Origin of the sequence: Methylobacter sp., from assembly GCF_036845245.1 — a bacterium.
Classification (GTDB): domain Bacteria; phylum Pseudomonadota; class Gammaproteobacteria; order Methylococcales; family Methylomonadaceae; genus Methylobacter_A.
In genome coordinates this window covers 26,052-42,056 of sequence record NZ_DAIUEH010000034.1, presented here as the reverse complement: position 1 = coordinate 42,056, position 16,005 = coordinate 26,052, and the positions used below count along the sequence as shown (strand labels likewise).

Genomic DNA, 16,005 nt, shown 5'->3' with positions numbered 1-16,005 from the left:
TCCTATCCTATCCTATCCTATCCTATCCTATCCTATCCTATCCTATCCTATCCTATCCTACGCGAACGATGCGCTTCACCCTATTCAGCGCATCCTACGTCTCTCAACATAAATCAAACATCAAGAGGCGTACACTTCATCCCGCTCAAAACTATCCAATAACTTCCAACCCACCCATATAAGACCGCAATGCATCAGGAATATGTATCCGTCCTTCGGCATCCTGATAATTTTCCATGACCGCAATCAGGGTTCTACCTGCCGCCAGGCCTGAACCGTTCAGGGTATGTACCAGTTCAGGTTTGCCGGTTTCCGGGTTGCGCCAACGCGCTTGCAGCCGGCGCGCTTGGAAGTCTTTAAAGTTGCTGCATGACGATATTTCCCGATAAGTACCCTGCCCCGGCAGCCACACTTCCAGATCGTAGGTTTTGCTTGATGAAAAGCCGGTATCGCCTGCGCATAGCAACATCTTGCGGTAAGGCAGGTTGAGTTTTTTCAGCACGGCTTCGGCGTGTTTGGTTAGTTCTTCATGAGCCGCAGCTGAATCTTCAGGTTTTACGATTTGCACGATCTCGACTTTTTCGAATTGATGTTGGCGGATCATGCCTCTTACATCGCGGCCATATGCACCTGCCTCGCTACGGAAACAAGGGCTGTGGCAGACGAATTTAAGCGGCAGGTCTTTGGCATCGATAATCACATCCCTGACGATGTTGGTGACCGGCACTTCGGCGGTTGGAATCAGGTACAACGCAGGATCATCGCTGGCCTTGAACAGGTCGGCTTCAAATTTGGGCAACTGGCCGGTACCGCGCAAGCTGTCGGCATTGACCAGGAAAGGCACGTAAGTTTCGATATAGCCGTGTTCGGCAGTATGAGTGTCGAGCATCAACTGGATAATGGCTCGTTGCAATCGTGCAAGCGGCCCGTTTAATACCACAAACCTTGCGCTGGCGATTTTCGCGCCCAGCTCGAAATCCATACCGATCTTTGCGCCTAAATCGACATGGTCTTTGGGTTCAAAATTGAAAGTCGGAATGTCTCCCCAACGGCTGATTTCTAAGTTGTCGTCTTCACTCTTGCCGTTCGGTACGGACTCATCAAGCAGGTTGGGAATGCCTTCCATCAAGGCGGTCATTTTTGCCTGAATATCGGACAATTCGGCTTCCGCAGCTTTTAATTCATCACCCAAATGCTGAACCTGATCCAACAACGGCTGCACGTCTTCGCCTTTAGCCTTGGCGATACCGATGGCTTTTGAGCTACTGTTGCGTTCGTTTTGCAATTCCTGGGTTTTAACCTGAATATCTTTGCGCCGGGCTTCCAGCTCGGAATAATACTCAGGGTTAAAATCGAATGAACGCCTGTTTAGCTGTTCCTTAACAAAATCAAGTTCGGTTCTGAATAAGCGGGGATCTAACATGACTGCGTGATTACCTTATTAATTAAAAATATGTAGTTATTTGGCGCATCTACGCACCGTTTAAAAATGAAAAACACGAAGTTTACTTTTGCTTTTTACTTCGTGTCTTCGTGGTGAAATGCTTTTGTTAAACTGATACGCACGGAGAACGATAAATCTATATCTGCTTACCCACCAACAAACCCATCCAAATCACCAAAATACAAATCAGGCTATTGCCAACAAATGTACCCAACATTAAGTTCAAGTTGGTATCGAATGAATAACCGTGTTCCACCAAATACAGCAATAAATATAAGCCGGACAGGGTTAAAAAAACACCGACTAAAATCACCGTCAATACCACGCGATATTCCACGGACAGCGCCACTTTCTGCAACAAAATAGTCGCCAACATGCTGATCAAAAAAGCGAATATCGCATTAATCGTCATCAACGCATAAGGAATGATGCCGCCCGACCATTGAATGACGCCCTCCGAATAATAAAACAAGCCTCGGCCGCACAATAACCCAATCCAGATTGCAAATATACAGGCCGAAACGCTGGTAAAGATATTCAACGCTGCTTTGGTTAAATTGCCCTGCTCTATCAGATAAAAAGTTTCCAGCGAAAACGTGGAGAAAGTTGTAAATGCGCCGATAAAGCCAACCAAAATAGCCGCTCTGTATTCGAAGGTAATGGTGACGCGTTGCAATATCAACGATTCGGTCAATAAGCCGAGCATAAACGAACCGATAACATTGACGACTAAGGTGCCATAAGGAAAACCGCGGCCCAGCCACTGGTAAATGCCCGACGAAACCAGGAACCGAATCACTGCACCAAACGATCCGCCCAGCGCAACTGCAATAATCTGATTCATACGTTAAAACTTGATGAAGTGTTCGCGGTAATAACGCAGCTCTTCTATGGATTCGACAATATCGTCCAAGGCCTGATGCGACGACTTTTTCTTGAAGCCTTCTTTGACATCCGGCGCCCATCTGGCAGCAAGCTCTTTCAGCGTTGAAACATCGATATTACGATAATGAAAATACGCTTCCAGTTTAGGCATATAACGATACAAAAAGCGTCTGTCCTGACCAATGCTGTTTCCGCAAATCGGCGAAGCCTTCTCCGGCACCCAATGCTTTAAAAATTCTAGCGTTTGCCGTTCGGCCTCAGCATCGTCAATGGAGGACTCTTTAACGCGTTTAATTAAGCCGGATTGTCCATGATGTTGCTGATTCCACTCATCCATTGCCGCCAACGCGGCATCGGACTGATGTACGACCAGAACAGGGCCTTGGGCCAGAATATTCAAATTTTTGTCGGTAACAATCGTAGCAATCTCGATGATCAAATCGTTGTCCGGATCGAGCCCGGTCATTTCAAGGTCTATCCAGATAAGATGCGATGAATCCTGCGCCATTTGTTGATTCCATTGTATTGAAGGTGGCGGTTAGTGTAGCATTGGCTAATGTGTACGTCTAACTCTTAAACTTTGAAGAATCGCGCTTATGAACAGCTTTACCGTCATCTTTTTAATCGCACTAACCCTGTCTTTTTCAGTCCAGTTTTGGCTGGCTAAACGACATGCCGATCACGTTGCCAAACACCGTTCCGCCGTGCCTGAAGCTTTTAAAGAAACCGTTTCTCTGGAAGCCCACCAAAAAGCGGCCGACTACACGCTGGAAAAAAGCAGGCTGGGCAAAATAGACAGCATCATCAGTGTGGCGCTACTGTTAATATTGACCCTCGGCGGCGGCATTAATTGGGCATTCGAATTTTGGGCGGCCACTGTGCAATCCCCTTTGATAGCCGGCTTGGCCGCATTAGCCAGTGTTTTTCTGGTCATGACTTTGGTGGAGATTCCAACCAGCGTCTATCAAACCTTTGTAATTGAAGAAAAATACGGTTTCAACAAAAGCACCCCGCAGCAATTCATCAAAGATCAATTGCTGCAACTGGTTTTAGTCGCCGCTATCGGTATGCCGTTACTGGCTTTAATCTTGTGGGTTATGGATAGCATAGGTTCACTGTGGTGGTTATGGGCCTGGGGCATACTGATAAGCTTTTCGTTATTGATGAGCTGGCTTTACCCGACCGTGATTGCGCCGTTATTCAATAAATTTACCCCGATGGAAGAAGGTTCATTAAAAGAGCGGATTCAAGGCTTGCTTGCTCGTTGCGGCTTTAACAGCCAAGGCATATTTATTATGGACGGCTCCAAACGTTCAGGACACGGCAATGCCTATTTCACCGGCCTTGGCAACAACAAGCGCATCGTGTTTTTCGACACCTTGATCAATTCTCTCGATGATGAAGAACTGGAAGCAATTCTGGCTCATGAACTCGGGCATTTCAAGTGCAAACACACTATCAAGATGCTGGTCGCCAATGCCGTGATGACCCTGGTCAGTTTCGCGGTATTAGGCTGGCTGATCGATCAGCCATGGTTTTACAATGGACTGGGTGTAGAGCTCCCGTCATATACGACCTCCTTGTCTCATGCCGCCGCCTTATTACTGTTTATGTTGGTGTCATCGTCGTTTACCTTTTTTATCCAGCCCATCATCGCCTATGTGCAACGCAAATTTGAATTTGAAGCCGATAATTTTGCCTCAAGCAATGCCAAAGCCGAAAAACTGATCAGCGCGTTGGTCAAACTGTTTGAAGAAAACGCCAGCACTTTAACGCCGGACCCTTTATATTCGGCCTTCCATTACAGCCATCCGCCCGCGGCTATCCGTATCGCCAATTTAGAATCGCAAATACGCCCTGCGTGATGGCTAATTTAATTGAAGGACTCGTCATCTCCCATTTAGGCCAGGGCATTGCTGTTGAACATGACGATAAGATTGTGCTTTGCCAGACTCTGCGGCGGCTTGAAACCGTCGCAGTCGGCGATAGGGTTTTATGGACGCAATCCTCGCCAGATCAAGGACGCATAGAAGAAATCCTGCCCCGGCGTTCATTATTGATGCGCCCATCCAGAAACGGCAAAACGCGTCCGGTTGCCGCCAATATCGACACCGTTTTTGTCGTCTTTGCTGTCGAACCTTATTGCGATTTTTTATTGATAGACCAATATCTGGCTATTTGCGAAAACCGCAATATCGACGCGGCGTTAGTGCTGAATAAAACCGACCTGGCGCAATCGGCAGGTATTGAACAGGAACTGCTGGATTATACCAACCTGGGCTACACGCTGTACCGGGTCAGCGCTACAGCGGCATCAGGTTTGGATGAACTCAAGCAGGCTTTAAAAGATCAGGTCAGCATTTTAACCGGGCAATCCGGCGTCGGTAAGTCATCGTTAACCAATGTGATCATTCCCGACAAAGAGCTCAGGACCAATACCATCTCGGAAACCACTAAACACGGGCGACATACCACCACCGCAGCGACGTTGTACCATATGGCCCAAGGTGGTGATTTAATCGACAGCCCCGGCGTTGCGATTTTCGGGCTGGCAGGCCTATCCGAGCAGCAGCTGGCTTACGGCTACCGTGAATTTCAGCCGCTGATTGATCAATGCCAATTTAAGAATTGCCGTCATCTGGTTGATAAGGGTTGCGCAGTACGGGTAGCTGCGGAAAACGGCGATATTTCCATGACGCGGTATCAGCGATTTTTAAAGCTTAGGGAAAAAATGCCGACGGCATCTGTCTGACAAAAATCAACCAAAAGAATCACTTAAAGACAGAAAACTTGCTTTAAATAGTAAATTGCCTAATATTGAACGAGGAGGCTGTATCGTTCACTTACTCCAATGTCTCGACTATTAAGCTAAGCCGTTCGCGGCGCGCTTTTTAAACCACAAATCGCTTAATGACTTGTTCCGCTCAACTTTCGACATACCTCATGGAGAACGTAGCAAGTCTAAAGTTAATGGCGGTAACGCTCTAATCTGAGAGCAAAAAATATCACAGCAATATATCGATTGTAAAAAACAAGATGCTGATTTTGTTGGTTAACCCTTTTTAATCAAGGTCGAAATATGAATACATCATTACTCGCTGGACCTATTCTGCGGCGCGCAACACCAAATCGTGTTTGCGTGTGGTTTGCTACCGTAGAACTGATTAACTTAACGCTTCAAATTATTTCAAAAGATGGCAAAGTGCTTGGCGAAAGCACTCAAAATAATTATTGCCGATTGGGTCAAAATCTATTTGTATACTTGCTGCAGGCTCGCTGTAATGACCCCACACAAACCTATCCGGTGGACGCTTTTCTTTATTACCGGCTTATTGATGCGGTCACTGACACGCCTTTGGACTTATCGGCATTAACTTACGACAAATCAACGCCCTATCCTAAATTCTTTATTCCCGATGCATTACAACAGCTGTTACACGGCAGCTGTCGTAAACCGCATGGCGGTGAGAACAGTCCGGATGCACTCAGTTATGCCGATAGCTTGTTGGAATCCACGCATGATGATTTGACTAAACGTCCCGCCGTGTTGCTAATGACAGGCGATCAAATTTATGCGGATGACGTTCCAATTTCTGTATTGGCAATGCTGAAAGAAAAAGCGGCTGCACTGATAGGAAGGCCTGAATTACTGCCCTATGACAAAGACGCGAAAGGGCTCACAATCTATCAAGACTCACAAAACATCCCTTTACACGGACGGAAAAGTTTCCTCAAAGAGTATAAATCAGGCTTTACTTCCGACGAATCCGAAAATCACTTAATGAGCTTTGGCGAATTCGCCACCATGTATATTTACGTTTTCGGTAATACGCAAAATTGGCAACCTGCAGAAAAGTGGGCATTATTAGCCCAACAATTCATTGCAGACACTAAAGAATCCAAAAAAGCCGAACAGGCATTTATCAATCAACAAGCCGCCGTTGATAAGTTTCAGTCAACGCTGCCCAATGTGCGCAGGTTGTTGGCAAATATCCCAACTTACATGATATTCGACGACCATGATGTCACTGATGATTGGAATATCACCAATGACTGGTACGACGGAGTTCGTAGTTCAGCATTAGGGCGACGTATTGTTGCCAATGCGCTGGCTTCATATTGGGCGTTCCAAGGCTGGGGTAATGATCCTGATAATTTTGATAAAGACTTACAGCTAACAATCAGTCAATATTTGTTGGATGCCGCAAATAGCCCGGAAATCAACGAACGCTACGATCTACATACTTGGAAATATCGGGGTTGGGGATTTTCTGTGCCAACCAGTCCGCCTATTATCGCCGTTGATTCGCGTACACAGCGGATGCCGACTACGAATAGTTACCTACCTGTGTTATTGGATCGTTATGCTCGCGACTGGCTGCGTGTGGAATGGGCAAAACTAAAAACAGGACAAAATATTTCCGCCGATACTTGCCCTATTTTTATTACGACGACCCCCGTGCTGGGATTTTCCGTGTTAGAGCGAGTACAAAAAGCCGCTTACTGGCTTGTTGAAGTGCTAGAAGGCTTCCAGTATGTAAAATACTTTGAATGGTTCATCGGTAAAGAAGCTTATTTAACTAAAAAAATTATTGGCTTAGCCGATGTTGAAGCATGGTCTTCAAACAAGCCAAGCTTTCTAACACTAATGAATTGTTTAAGCGAAGACATGCAGATTAAGCAATGCGTGTTTCTTTCCGGTGATGTGCATTATTCCTTCAGTGCAATGGGCAGGTACATTTATGAACAAGGGACGGATGCATTGCTATCAATTAGCAAGTTCCTCCTTAAAAAACTGCCCCAATGACAAACAAGGTAAAGATATAGAAATCGCCAGTAAGTTTTGTCATGCCAGCACTCAACATACTAACAAACTTAAAGAGCTGTTTCCTTGGCTACCGATTGCTTCTTGGCAAAACTGGGTATACCTGATATTACCCACGGGCTCAGAAATACGAGTGCACCCTGAACCTAATATAGGTCTGGTGATGTTTGAGAACGGAAAGCCCACGCTACATACTTTGTTAAACCATGAGCAATTGGTGTATCCATTGCCTGACTGTACGACATTCACAATGCCCTAATCGATAAAAACCAACTGACAGCATTTCCTGCAACTTAAGTTTGAAAGTGTCGTTCTCATACTGGAACGTCACCGCCATTAAGTTAGCGAACAAACTATGGTAGGACTTGGAGTGCAAGACAAGCCTTGCACTCCGTTTCAGATTAACTTAATGAAAGCTATACGGGGACTTGGGAACGGAACGATTATCTGTGGCAAACAAAGTCATATCTCCTTACAATATGCGGTTAACTTTATTATTTTCGATAACCTTTTTAAGTACAGGCAAAGCCATTTCTGTGCGCCTGTATGAACAAACGATCTAATCATCAAACACGAGAATTATGGAACAACACAATCTTACCCTAGGCATTCCCGGCTTTAACTATCCCGATTTATATGATTCTGCGCGTCTGAAAGATTTGCTGGATGTGTTTGATGCTTCGGTTGAACGCCATGATTCGCAACTGCATAGTGAATTCAAGGCTTACCGCCAGAATCAGGGCGTAGGGTTGTCGGCAGAGGCGGTGTCCGACCTGCTGGTGCGCATGGGGCCTTATGTGGGCCAGTTCGTCGCCAAGCTTTTTGATGTTTCCGAACAGCATCAGGCCCAGGGCGTAAAAATCAAGGACGAGATTGACAGCATTTTTACCTATAAAAATGAAGTCGTCGATAAACTGGATTTCTTCTTTAAAGGCCAGAATACCGATGATTGGGCTATTCCGGCAATCCTGAATCGTTTTGACCTGCTGGTTGACGCCGGCTTCCCTGAAGCCAATCAGGATGACGACCCCGAACACCGCGTTGCACGAGTCGGCGCAACTATTGGCTTGTTGTATAGCCATTACAAACTAATCGCTAAAGGCAAAGACAGCAATTACGAAAATGCCGATTTAGTCGCAGAGGCATTGCGCGCCAAACTTTCCGCACACGCAGATGCGGCGACTGAATTTAACGACCTCATTAGCCTGCAAGATCCGGCCGAGTTTATCAATGGCGTGATGGACATCTTGCTGCGCTGGAGTTTTGTAGCCCAACAGGATAACGATGTGGTCGCAAACTGGCCGAGTTTCAAACTCCCGCAAAAACGCGACTTCGACCATCTGGTTGGGCATGAACTTGTCGATCGCGGCGAGTTTAAGGCCTGGATGGGCGAGCAGGAGCACCGTCGTCGCCGGGATGGCTTTAAACTGACCGACCCACGTTTCAATCAACGCCAGACATTATCCGAAGTCAATCATTGCATTTACTGTCATGAGCGCGATACCGATTCATGCTCTAAAGGTATGCGCAATAAAAAAACCAATACATTCAAAGTTGATCCGTTGGGCGTGACGACAATCGGTTGCCCGCTGGATGAAAAAATCTCGGAGATGAATCTGGTTAAACGTGGCGGCGATAATATTGGCGCCTTAGCGATTGTCATTATCGACAACCCGATGTGCCCCGGCACCGGCCATCGTATTTGCAACGAGTGCATGAAAGGTTGTATCTATCAAAAAACCGATCCGGTTGACATTCCGCAAATTGAAACCAATGTACTGACCGATGTGTTGTTCATGCCTTACGGCTTTGAAATATATAGCCTGCTGACCCGCTGGAACCCGCTGAACGTCAAGCGTCCGTATATGCTGCCTTACAACGGCAAAAATGCGCTGGTGGTCGGCTTGGGGCCCGCCGGTTACACGATGAGCCATTATTTATTGAATGAGGGCTTCGGCGTCGCCGGTATCGACGGCTTAAAACTGGAGCCGCTGCCTGTGGAACTGACCGGCGACGCTGAAACCCTGCCCGCCCCGATTGTAAACTTTCAAGACCTGTATGAAGACTTGGATAAGCGCATCCTGGCCGGTTTTGGCGGCGTGGCTGAATACGGCATTACCGTTCGTTGGGATAAGAACTTCCTGAAAGTCATTTACCTGACCTTGCAACGACGTCAAGCATTTCGTGCATACGGCGGCGTGCGTTTTGGCGGCACCATTACAATTGAAGACGCATGGAGCATGGGCTTCGACCATATCTGTATCGCTTCGGGCGCAGGCCAACCGACCATTATCGGCTTGAAAAACAACTTGATGCGTGGCATACGCAAAGCATCTGATTTTTTGATGGCATTGCAATTAACCGGAGCCGCAAAAGCTTCTTCGCTGGCGAATTTGCAGGTACGTTTGCCGGCCGGCGTTATCGGCGGCGGCTTGACCGCTATGGATACCGCAACCGAATTAATGGCTTATTATCCGGTACAGGTTGAAAAAGTCCTGCATCGTTATGAAACGCTGGTCAACGCATACGGCGAGCAAAGCGTTCGTAATCGTTACGACCAGGAAGAAACCATCATACTCGATGAATTCCTGACACACGGCAAAGCCATCGTCGCCGAACGCCAACGCGCCGAAGCCGCAGATGAACAACCCGATTTCCAACCGCTGGTCGAAGCATGGGGCGGCGTCACGCTGTTTTATCGCAAAGGCATTTACGATGCGCCCGCTTATCGCCAAAACCATGAAGAAATCGCTAAAGCGCTGGAAGAAGGCATCGCTTTGGCCGAAGGTATGAGCCCGCTCGGCGCACAAGCTGACGAATACGGGCATTTAAACGCGGTAGAATTTGAAAAACTGGTCTTGGAAGACGGACGCTGGAACAATTCAGGACAGACCATCAATGTGCCGTTGCGCAGTTTATACGTTGCGGCAGGCACATCGCCCAATACGATTTATCAAAGCGAATATCCCGATACTTTTGCGATGGATAAATGGTTCTTCCAACGTTATCAACCCGAATGGAACAACGACTCGGTAGAATTAGTACCGATGAACGATGAAACCATGCCCAAACTCGGCAAACCCGCCCCGCTGACGTCTTATCAAAAAGACGGCAAATTCATCAGCTTTTACGGCGACAACCATCCCGTATACGCCGGCAACGTGGTTAAAGCCATGGCCAGCGCCAAAAACGGCTACCCCTACGTGGTCAAACTGTTTGAACAGGAACTCGCCGGATTGAATTCTGCTCAGCAACCGGAACGCGATAATGCATTAAAAGCCTTGTTTGCCCGCTTGGACGATGCGTTTAAAGCGACTATCGTCGCTATTAACCGCTTGACGCCGACGATTATCGAAGTCGTGGTCAAAGCGCCGATGGCAGCGGAAAAATTTCATCCAGGACAATTTTACCGTGTACAAAACTATGAAGCTTTTGCACCTGTTGTTGAAGGCACAGTACTTGCGGCCGAAGGTTTGGCATTGACCGGCGCGGAAGTCGATAAGGAAAAAGGCACGATTTCCCTGATCGCACTGGAAATGGGTTCATCCTCGCGTCTGTGCGCTACCTGGAAAGTCGGCGATCCGTTGGTGATCATGGGCGTAACCGGTACGCCGACCGACATACCGACCGGCAAAACCGTATTGTTGCTCGGCGGCGGATTGGGTAATGCGGTACTGTTCTCTATCGGCAAAGCATTAAGAGCCGCAGGTAATAAGGTAATTTATTTTGCCGGTTACAAATACGCGCAAGACCGCTTTAAAGTCGAGGATGTCGAAGCCGCCGCAGACATCATCGTCTGGTCGGTCGATAAAGGCGAAGGCGTCACTGCGATCACCCCGACGCGTCCGCAGGACAAGACTTTTGTCGGCAATATCCTGGAATGCATGCTGGCTTACGCCCAAGGCGATTTAGGTGAACAACCCATTTCGTTGGCGGATGTTGACCATCTTATCGTAATCGGCTCTGATCGCATGATGGCAGCGGTAAAAAGCGCCCGCTTCGATGTGCTGAAACCTTATCTGAACAAAGCGCATCACGCGATCGGTTCGATCAACTCGCCGATGCAGTGCATGATGAAAGGCATTTGCGCGCAATGTTTATGTAAACATGTCGACGCAGAGACCGGCAAAGAATACTTCGTGTATTCCTGCTACGATCAGGATCAGGATTTGGACAAAGTTGATTTCCCGCATTTGAATGCCCGTCTACGGCAAAATACCGTGCAGGAAAAACTATCTAATCTTTGGCTGGATTATTTATTGGAAAAACAGCAGCGGAATTAAACACAATATCAATACGCTACAGAGCAAATATTGCGTTAATAGTTGCACAACAAAAATCTATAGGTATAATAGCTGGCTCGAAGTTGCATAGACTTCAGGCGCGTAGCTCAGTTGGTTAGAGCACCACCTTGACATGGTGGGGGTCGGTGGTTCGAGTCCACTCGTGCCTACCAAACATTTAAAGCACTGCACCGCAGTGCTTTTTTTATTGTAGACACTAAAATACAAATAAAAGATGCCGGTAATTACTCTTCCTGATGGTTCCAAGCGTGAGTATGACCAAGCCGTAACGGCGATGGACGTTGCGTCGTCTATCGGTTCGGGCTTAGCTAAAGCAACCCTGGCGGGCAAGGTTAACGGCAACCTGGTCGATGCCAGCGCATTAATCGATCAAGATGCAACTCTGCAACTGATTACCGCAAAGGATGAAGACGGCATCAGCGTTATTCGCCATTCAACCGCACATCTATTGGCCCAGGCCGTCAAACAGTTATTCCCCTCTGCGCAAGTGACCATCGGACCGGTTATCGAAAACGGCTTTTTTTACGATTTTTCTTATGAAAGACCTTTTACGCCGGAAGACCTGAGCGCAATTGAGAAAAAGATGGAGCAGCTGGCAGCTGAAGACTATCCGGTTCATCGCTCGGTGTTATCGCGCGATGAAGCCGTCAAGTTTTTCAGGGATCTGGGCGAAACCTATAAAGCCGAAATTATCGAGTCTATCCCGGCCAATGAAGATTTATCTTTGTATGAACAGGGTGGGTTTACCGACCTGTGCCGTGGCCCTCATGTGCCCAGCACCGGCAAATTAAAAGTCTTTAAGCTAATGAAGATTGCCGGAGCCTATTGGCGCGGCAATTCCGACAACGAAATGCTGCAACGCATTTACGGTACAGCATGGGGCGATAAAAAAGACTTGCAGGCTTACCTGCACCGCCTGGAAGAAGCGGAAAAGCGCGATCACCGGAAATTAGCAAAGACACTGGACTTATTTCATTCCCAGGAAGAAGCCCCTGGAATGGTGTTCTGGCATGAGAAAGGCTGGGTCATTTATCAGCAGGTCGAACAATATATCCGCGAGAAGTTACGAGTCAACGGTTACGGCGAGGTTAGAACACCACAGGTCGTAGATCGTTCTTTATGGGAAAGATCGGGGCACTGGGAAAAATTCGGTGACATGATTTTCACCACGCATTCCGAGAATCGTGATTACGCAATCAAGCCGATGAATTGCCCTTGCCATGTGCAAATTTATAATCAGGGCCTTAAAAGCTACCGTGATTTGCCTATTCGTTTAGCGGAATTCGGTTCCTGTCATCGCAATGAACCTTCCGGAACCTTGCATGGCTTAATGCGGGTCAGGAACTTTGTTCAGGATGATGCGCATATCTTCTGCACTGAAGGCCAGATCCAGGACGAAGTATCAACCTTTATCGACATGCTGTTCGATGTCTATAAAGATTTTGGCTTTGAAGAAGTTATCATTAAATTATCCACACGCCCTGAAAACCGGGTCGGTGACGATTCGGTCTGGGATAAAGCGGAAAACGCTCTGGAACTGGCGCTTAATACCAAAGGATTGAAATGGGACTTGCAACCGGGCGAAGGCGCCTTTTACGGACCTAAAATCGAATTCTCATTAAAAGACTGTATCGGACGCGTTTGGCAATGCGGCACGATTCAAGTGGATTTTTCGATGCCGGGCCGTCTCGATGCAACTTATATTGCTGAAGACGGATCACGGCAAGTACCGGTCATGCTACACAGAGCAATACTCGGCTCACTGGAGCGCTTTATCGGTATTTTGATTGAGCAACACGCCGGAACCTTCCCACTATGGCTTTCTCCGGTACAAGTAGTTGTACTTAATATTACCGACCGGCATGCGGAATATGCATCGCAAATTATGCTAGACCTTGAAAAACAAGGCATCCGGGTAAAAATTGACTTGAGAAATGAGAAGATCGGGTTTAAAATTCGCGAGCATTCTATGCAGCGCGTGCCGTATCTTGTCATTATCGGTGACAAAGAATTAGAACAACAAAGTATTACGGTACGTACGCAAAAAGGTGATGACTTAGGTAGCCTGTCGATCGATGAATTTACCGGACGGTTGAGACAAGAGATTACAGGCAGACAATAAATGATTTTGGAGGATTAGGATATCGCTGCTAAAAAAGATGAAACGCGCCTGAATGACTCAATCACTGCCAGACGAGTGAGAGTAACAGGTCCGGATGGTGAAGCGTTAGGTATTATCTCGTTAGATGAAGCCAAACAGATTGCATACGCTGCAGACTTAGATTTAGTAGAAATATCGCCAAATGCGGATCCTCCGGTTTGCAAGGTGATGAACTACGGAAAATACCAGTTTGAGCTAAATAAAAAACTGGCCGTCGCCAAAAAGAAGCAAAAACAGGTTCAAGTCAAGGAAATCAAATTCAGACCTGGAACCGATGAAGGCGATTATCAAGTTAAGCTCAGAAGTTTAACCAAATTCCTTAATGACGGCGATAAAACCAAAATAACCTTACGTTATCGTGGACGCGAAATGGCGCATCGGGAAATCGGTGTTGATCTGCTGAAACGGATAGAAACGGATTTGGAAGAAATAGCCATCGTCGAGCAGTTTCCTAAAATGGAAGGCCGTCAAATGGTTATGGTTATGGCGCCTAAAAAGAAAAAATAATAACAAAAACGCTTACAACCTTTTACAGCTGCTCAGGATGAGCTGCTAGGCATCATATAAATGATGCCGGTAATTCTTTAGGGCCATGCATTTTGCCTTGCTGGGTTACAACTCAGGGATTTATTTTAATTAATTGGAGCAAACAAATGCCAAAGATCAAAACTAACCGTGGAGCTGCCAAGCGTTTCAGACGCACAGGCAACGGCGGTTTTAAATGTGGCCAGTCCCACAAACGTCATATTCTGACTAAAAAATCGACTAAGAGAAAAAGACAGTTACGCTCACCGGCAACTATTCATCCATCAGATGTGCGCATGGCTGCACGTATGATGCCGTACAGTTAATTAGGAAGTAGATCATGCCTAGAGTTAAACGCGGCGTAACAGCCAGAGCAAGACATAAAAAAGTATTAAAGCAAGCGAAAGGTTATTACGGCGCACGAAGCCGGATTTATCGCGTTGCCAAACAAGCGGTTATCAAAGCGGGTCAGTATGCGTACCGTGACCGTAAACAGAAAAAACGTCAATTCCGTGCGTTGTGGATCGTTCGTATTAATGCGGCCGCACGTCTAAGCGGAATGTCATACAGTCGCTTCATCAATGGCTTAACTAAAGCCAATGTCAAGATAGACCGTAAGGTCCTGGCTGATATTGCAGTTCGCGACATTAACGCTTTTGCGGAAATTGCGAAAATTGCAAAAGAACACCAAAGTAAGCCTTAAGGAACGATCTGGATTTTAATTAACTTAGATCCTACCATTCCCCTCCCTCTTTCCGGGAGGGGAATTAAGGCTTTAGTTTTAGCCTTTCCCTTTAAAAAACATTCCCACCACCTACACACAGCGAGCTAAACCGTGTCCGCTACCCTAGAAGAAATTCTCGCGCAGGCATTACAGCAGCTTCGCGACGCACAAGACCTAAACCAACTCGATCTGGTTCGTGTTCATTATCTCGGCAAAAAGGGTTTATTTACCCTGCAGATGAAAGAATTGGGCGCGCTCGATCCTGAGCAAAGACGCGCCGCCGGACAAGTCATTAATCAGGCCAAAGATCAATTTCAAGAGCAACTGGAAGCCAAAAAAGATGTGCTGCAAAATGCCGCCTTAGAAGAAAGACTGGCCAGTGAAGGTATAGACGTCACCCAACCGGGAAGAGGTCAAGCTGTTGCGGGCTTGCATCCGGTTACAACCACATTGCGCCGAATTTCCAAGATTTTTGCCAGCGTCGGCTTTCAAGTTGTTGAAGGACCTGAAATCGAAGATGACTATCATAATTTCGAAGCGCTGAATATTCCAGCACATCACCCGGCTAGGGCGATGCATGACACATTTTATTTTGATGCGCACACCGTATTAAGAACCCATACCTCGCCGGTACAAATCAGGGTTATGGAATCGGAAAAGCCACCTCTGAAAGTGATTGCACCAGGCCGCGTATATCGTTGCGATTCGGACATTACCCATACGCCGATGTTTCATCAGGTAGAAGGTTTTCTGGTTGATACCGATGTCAGCTTTGCCGACTTAAAAGGCGTGGTTTATGAATTTTTGCGAGCTTTCTTTGAAAAAGACATTCAGGTACGCTTTAGGCCTTCCTATTTCCCGTTCACCGAGCCGTCGGCGGAAGTCGATATTGAATGCGTAATGTGCGGTGGCCAAGGCTGTCGCGTATGCAGCCATACCGGCTGGCTGGAAGTCATGGGCTGCGGCATGATACATCCCGAAGTCTTTAAGGCGGTTAATATCGACAGCGAGACCTATAGCGGCTTTGCCTTTGGCATGGGTGTAGAACGCTTGGCGATGTTGCGATACGGCATTAACGATTTGAGATTGTTCTTCGAGAACGATCTTAAGTTTTTGGAACAATTTAATTAAACAGGC

12 protein-coding genes and 1 tRNA gene are annotated in these 16,005 nt (G+C 47.0%); 10 read left to right on the top strand and 3 right to left on the bottom strand.

What is annotated here, in order from left to right:
- Positions 1-151: 151 nt before the first annotated feature.
- The 3 genes from serS to orn all read right to left on the bottom strand — a co-directional run bounded on the left by serS (position 152) and on the right by orn (position 2,837).
- The gene (gene serS / locus V7051_RS15375) at positions 152-1,423 is read right to left on the bottom strand and encodes a serine--tRNA ligase (protein WP_333876332.1); all 1,272 of its coding nucleotides are present in this window, start codon (positions 1,421-1,423) and stop codon (positions 152-154) included.
- A gap of 157 nt (positions 1,424-1,580) precedes the next feature.
- A complete protein-coding gene (gene crcB / locus V7051_RS15370) occupies positions 1,581-2,288 on the bottom strand; it encodes a fluoride efflux transporter CrcB (protein ID WP_333876330.1) in 708 nt (235 codons plus the stop codon).
- A 3-nt stretch (positions 2,289-2,291) separates the two neighbouring features.
- Entirely contained in the window at positions 2,292-2,837 is a 546-nt protein-coding gene (orn, locus tag V7051_RS15365; RefSeq protein ID WP_333876328.1) for an oligoribonuclease, read from the bottom strand.
- 88 nt (positions 2,838-2,925) lie between these two features.
- On the opposite strand from orn, the gene V7051_RS15360 reads away from it, so the two are divergent.
- The 10 genes from V7051_RS15360 to pheS all read left to right on the top strand — a co-directional run bounded on the left by V7051_RS15360 (position 2,926) and on the right by pheS (position 15,999).
- Positions 2,926-4,194, top strand: coding sequence for a M48 family metallopeptidase (locus V7051_RS15360; protein WP_333876326.1), 1,269 nt, complete (start codon positions 2,926-2,928; stop codon positions 4,192-4,194).
- A complete protein-coding gene (rsgA, locus tag V7051_RS15355; RefSeq protein ID WP_333876325.1) occupies positions 4,194-5,081 on the top strand; it encodes a ribosome small subunit-dependent GTPase A in 888 nt (295 codons plus the stop codon). Before V7051_RS15360 ends, rsgA begins: the two co-directional genes overlap by 1 nt.
- Positions 5,082-5,408: 327 nt before the next feature.
- Entirely contained in the window at positions 5,409-7,136 is a 1,728-nt protein-coding gene (locus V7051_RS15350; protein ID WP_333876323.1) for a hypothetical protein, read from the top strand.
- 599 nt (positions 7,137-7,735) lie between these two features.
- A complete protein-coding gene (locus V7051_RS15345) occupies positions 7,736-11,437 on the top strand; it encodes a pyridine nucleotide-disulfide oxidoreductase (RefSeq protein WP_333876321.1) in 3,702 nt (1,233 codons plus the stop codon).
- A 96-nt stretch (positions 11,438-11,533) separates the two neighbouring features.
- Positions 11,534-11,610, top strand: a tRNA-Val gene (locus V7051_RS15340).
- A 62-nt stretch (positions 11,611-11,672) separates the two neighbouring features.
- On the top strand, positions 11,673-13,580 hold the full coding sequence (gene thrS, locus V7051_RS15335) for a threonine--tRNA ligase (RefSeq protein WP_333876319.1): 1,908 nt from the start codon (positions 11,673-11,675) through the stop codon (positions 13,578-13,580).
- A gap of 21 nt (positions 13,581-13,601) precedes the next feature.
- The gene (gene infC, locus V7051_RS15330) at positions 13,602-14,126 is read left to right on the top strand and encodes a translation initiation factor IF-3 (protein ID WP_333876370.1); all 525 of its coding nucleotides are present in this window, start codon (positions 13,602-13,604) and stop codon (positions 14,124-14,126) included.
- Positions 14,127-14,272: 146 nt separating this feature from the next.
- Positions 14,273-14,470, top strand: a complete 198-nt coding sequence (rpmI, locus tag V7051_RS15325; protein ID WP_292433401.1) for a 50S ribosomal protein L35 — start codon at positions 14,273-14,275, stop codon at positions 14,468-14,470.
- Positions 14,471-14,484: 14 nt separating this feature from the next.
- A complete protein-coding gene (rplT, locus tag V7051_RS15320; protein ID WP_333876316.1) occupies positions 14,485-14,847 on the top strand; it encodes a 50S ribosomal protein L20 in 363 nt (120 codons plus the stop codon).
- A 132-nt stretch (positions 14,848-14,979) separates the two neighbouring features.
- A complete protein-coding gene (gene pheS / locus V7051_RS15315) occupies positions 14,980-15,999 on the top strand; it encodes a phenylalanine--tRNA ligase subunit alpha (protein ID WP_333876314.1) in 1,020 nt (339 codons plus the stop codon).
- Positions 16,000-16,005: the final 6 nt, after the last annotated feature.

What these genes read in the sequence shown, in the direction of transcription:
- crcB (WP_333876330.1), bottom strand. Translation starts at nt 2,288, where the DNA reads ATGAATCAGATTATTGCAGTTGCGCTGGGCGGATCGTTTGGTGCAGTG.
- rsgA (WP_333876325.1), top strand. Translation starts at nt 4,194, where the DNA reads ATGGCTAATTTAATTGAAGGACTCGTCATCTCCCATTTAGGCCAGGGC.
- rplT (WP_333876316.1), top strand. Translation starts at nt 14,485, where the DNA reads ATGCCTAGAGTTAAACGCGGCGTAACAGCCAGAGCAAGACATAAAAAA.
- orn (WP_333876328.1), bottom strand. Translation starts at nt 2,837, where the DNA reads ATGGCGCAGGATTCATCGCATCTTATCTGGATAGACCTTGAAATGACC.
- V7051_RS15350 (WP_333876323.1), top strand. Translation starts at nt 5,409, where the DNA reads ATGAATACATCATTACTCGCTGGACCTATTCTGCGGCGCGCAACACCA.
- V7051_RS15345 (WP_333876321.1), top strand. Translation starts at nt 7,736, where the DNA reads ATGGAACAACACAATCTTACCCTAGGCATTCCCGGCTTTAACTATCCC.
- thrS (WP_333876319.1), top strand. Translation starts at nt 11,673, where the DNA reads ATGCCGGTAATTACTCTTCCTGATGGTTCCAAGCGTGAGTATGACCAA.
- serS (WP_333876332.1), bottom strand. Translation starts at nt 1,423, where the DNA reads ATGTTAGATCCCCGCTTATTCAGAACCGAACTTGATTTTGTTAAGGAA.
- rpmI (WP_292433401.1), top strand. Translation starts at nt 14,273, where the DNA reads ATGCCAAAGATCAAAACTAACCGTGGAGCTGCCAAGCGTTTCAGACGC.
- V7051_RS15360 (WP_333876326.1), top strand. Translation starts at nt 2,926, where the DNA reads ATGAACAGCTTTACCGTCATCTTTTTAATCGCACTAACCCTGTCTTTT.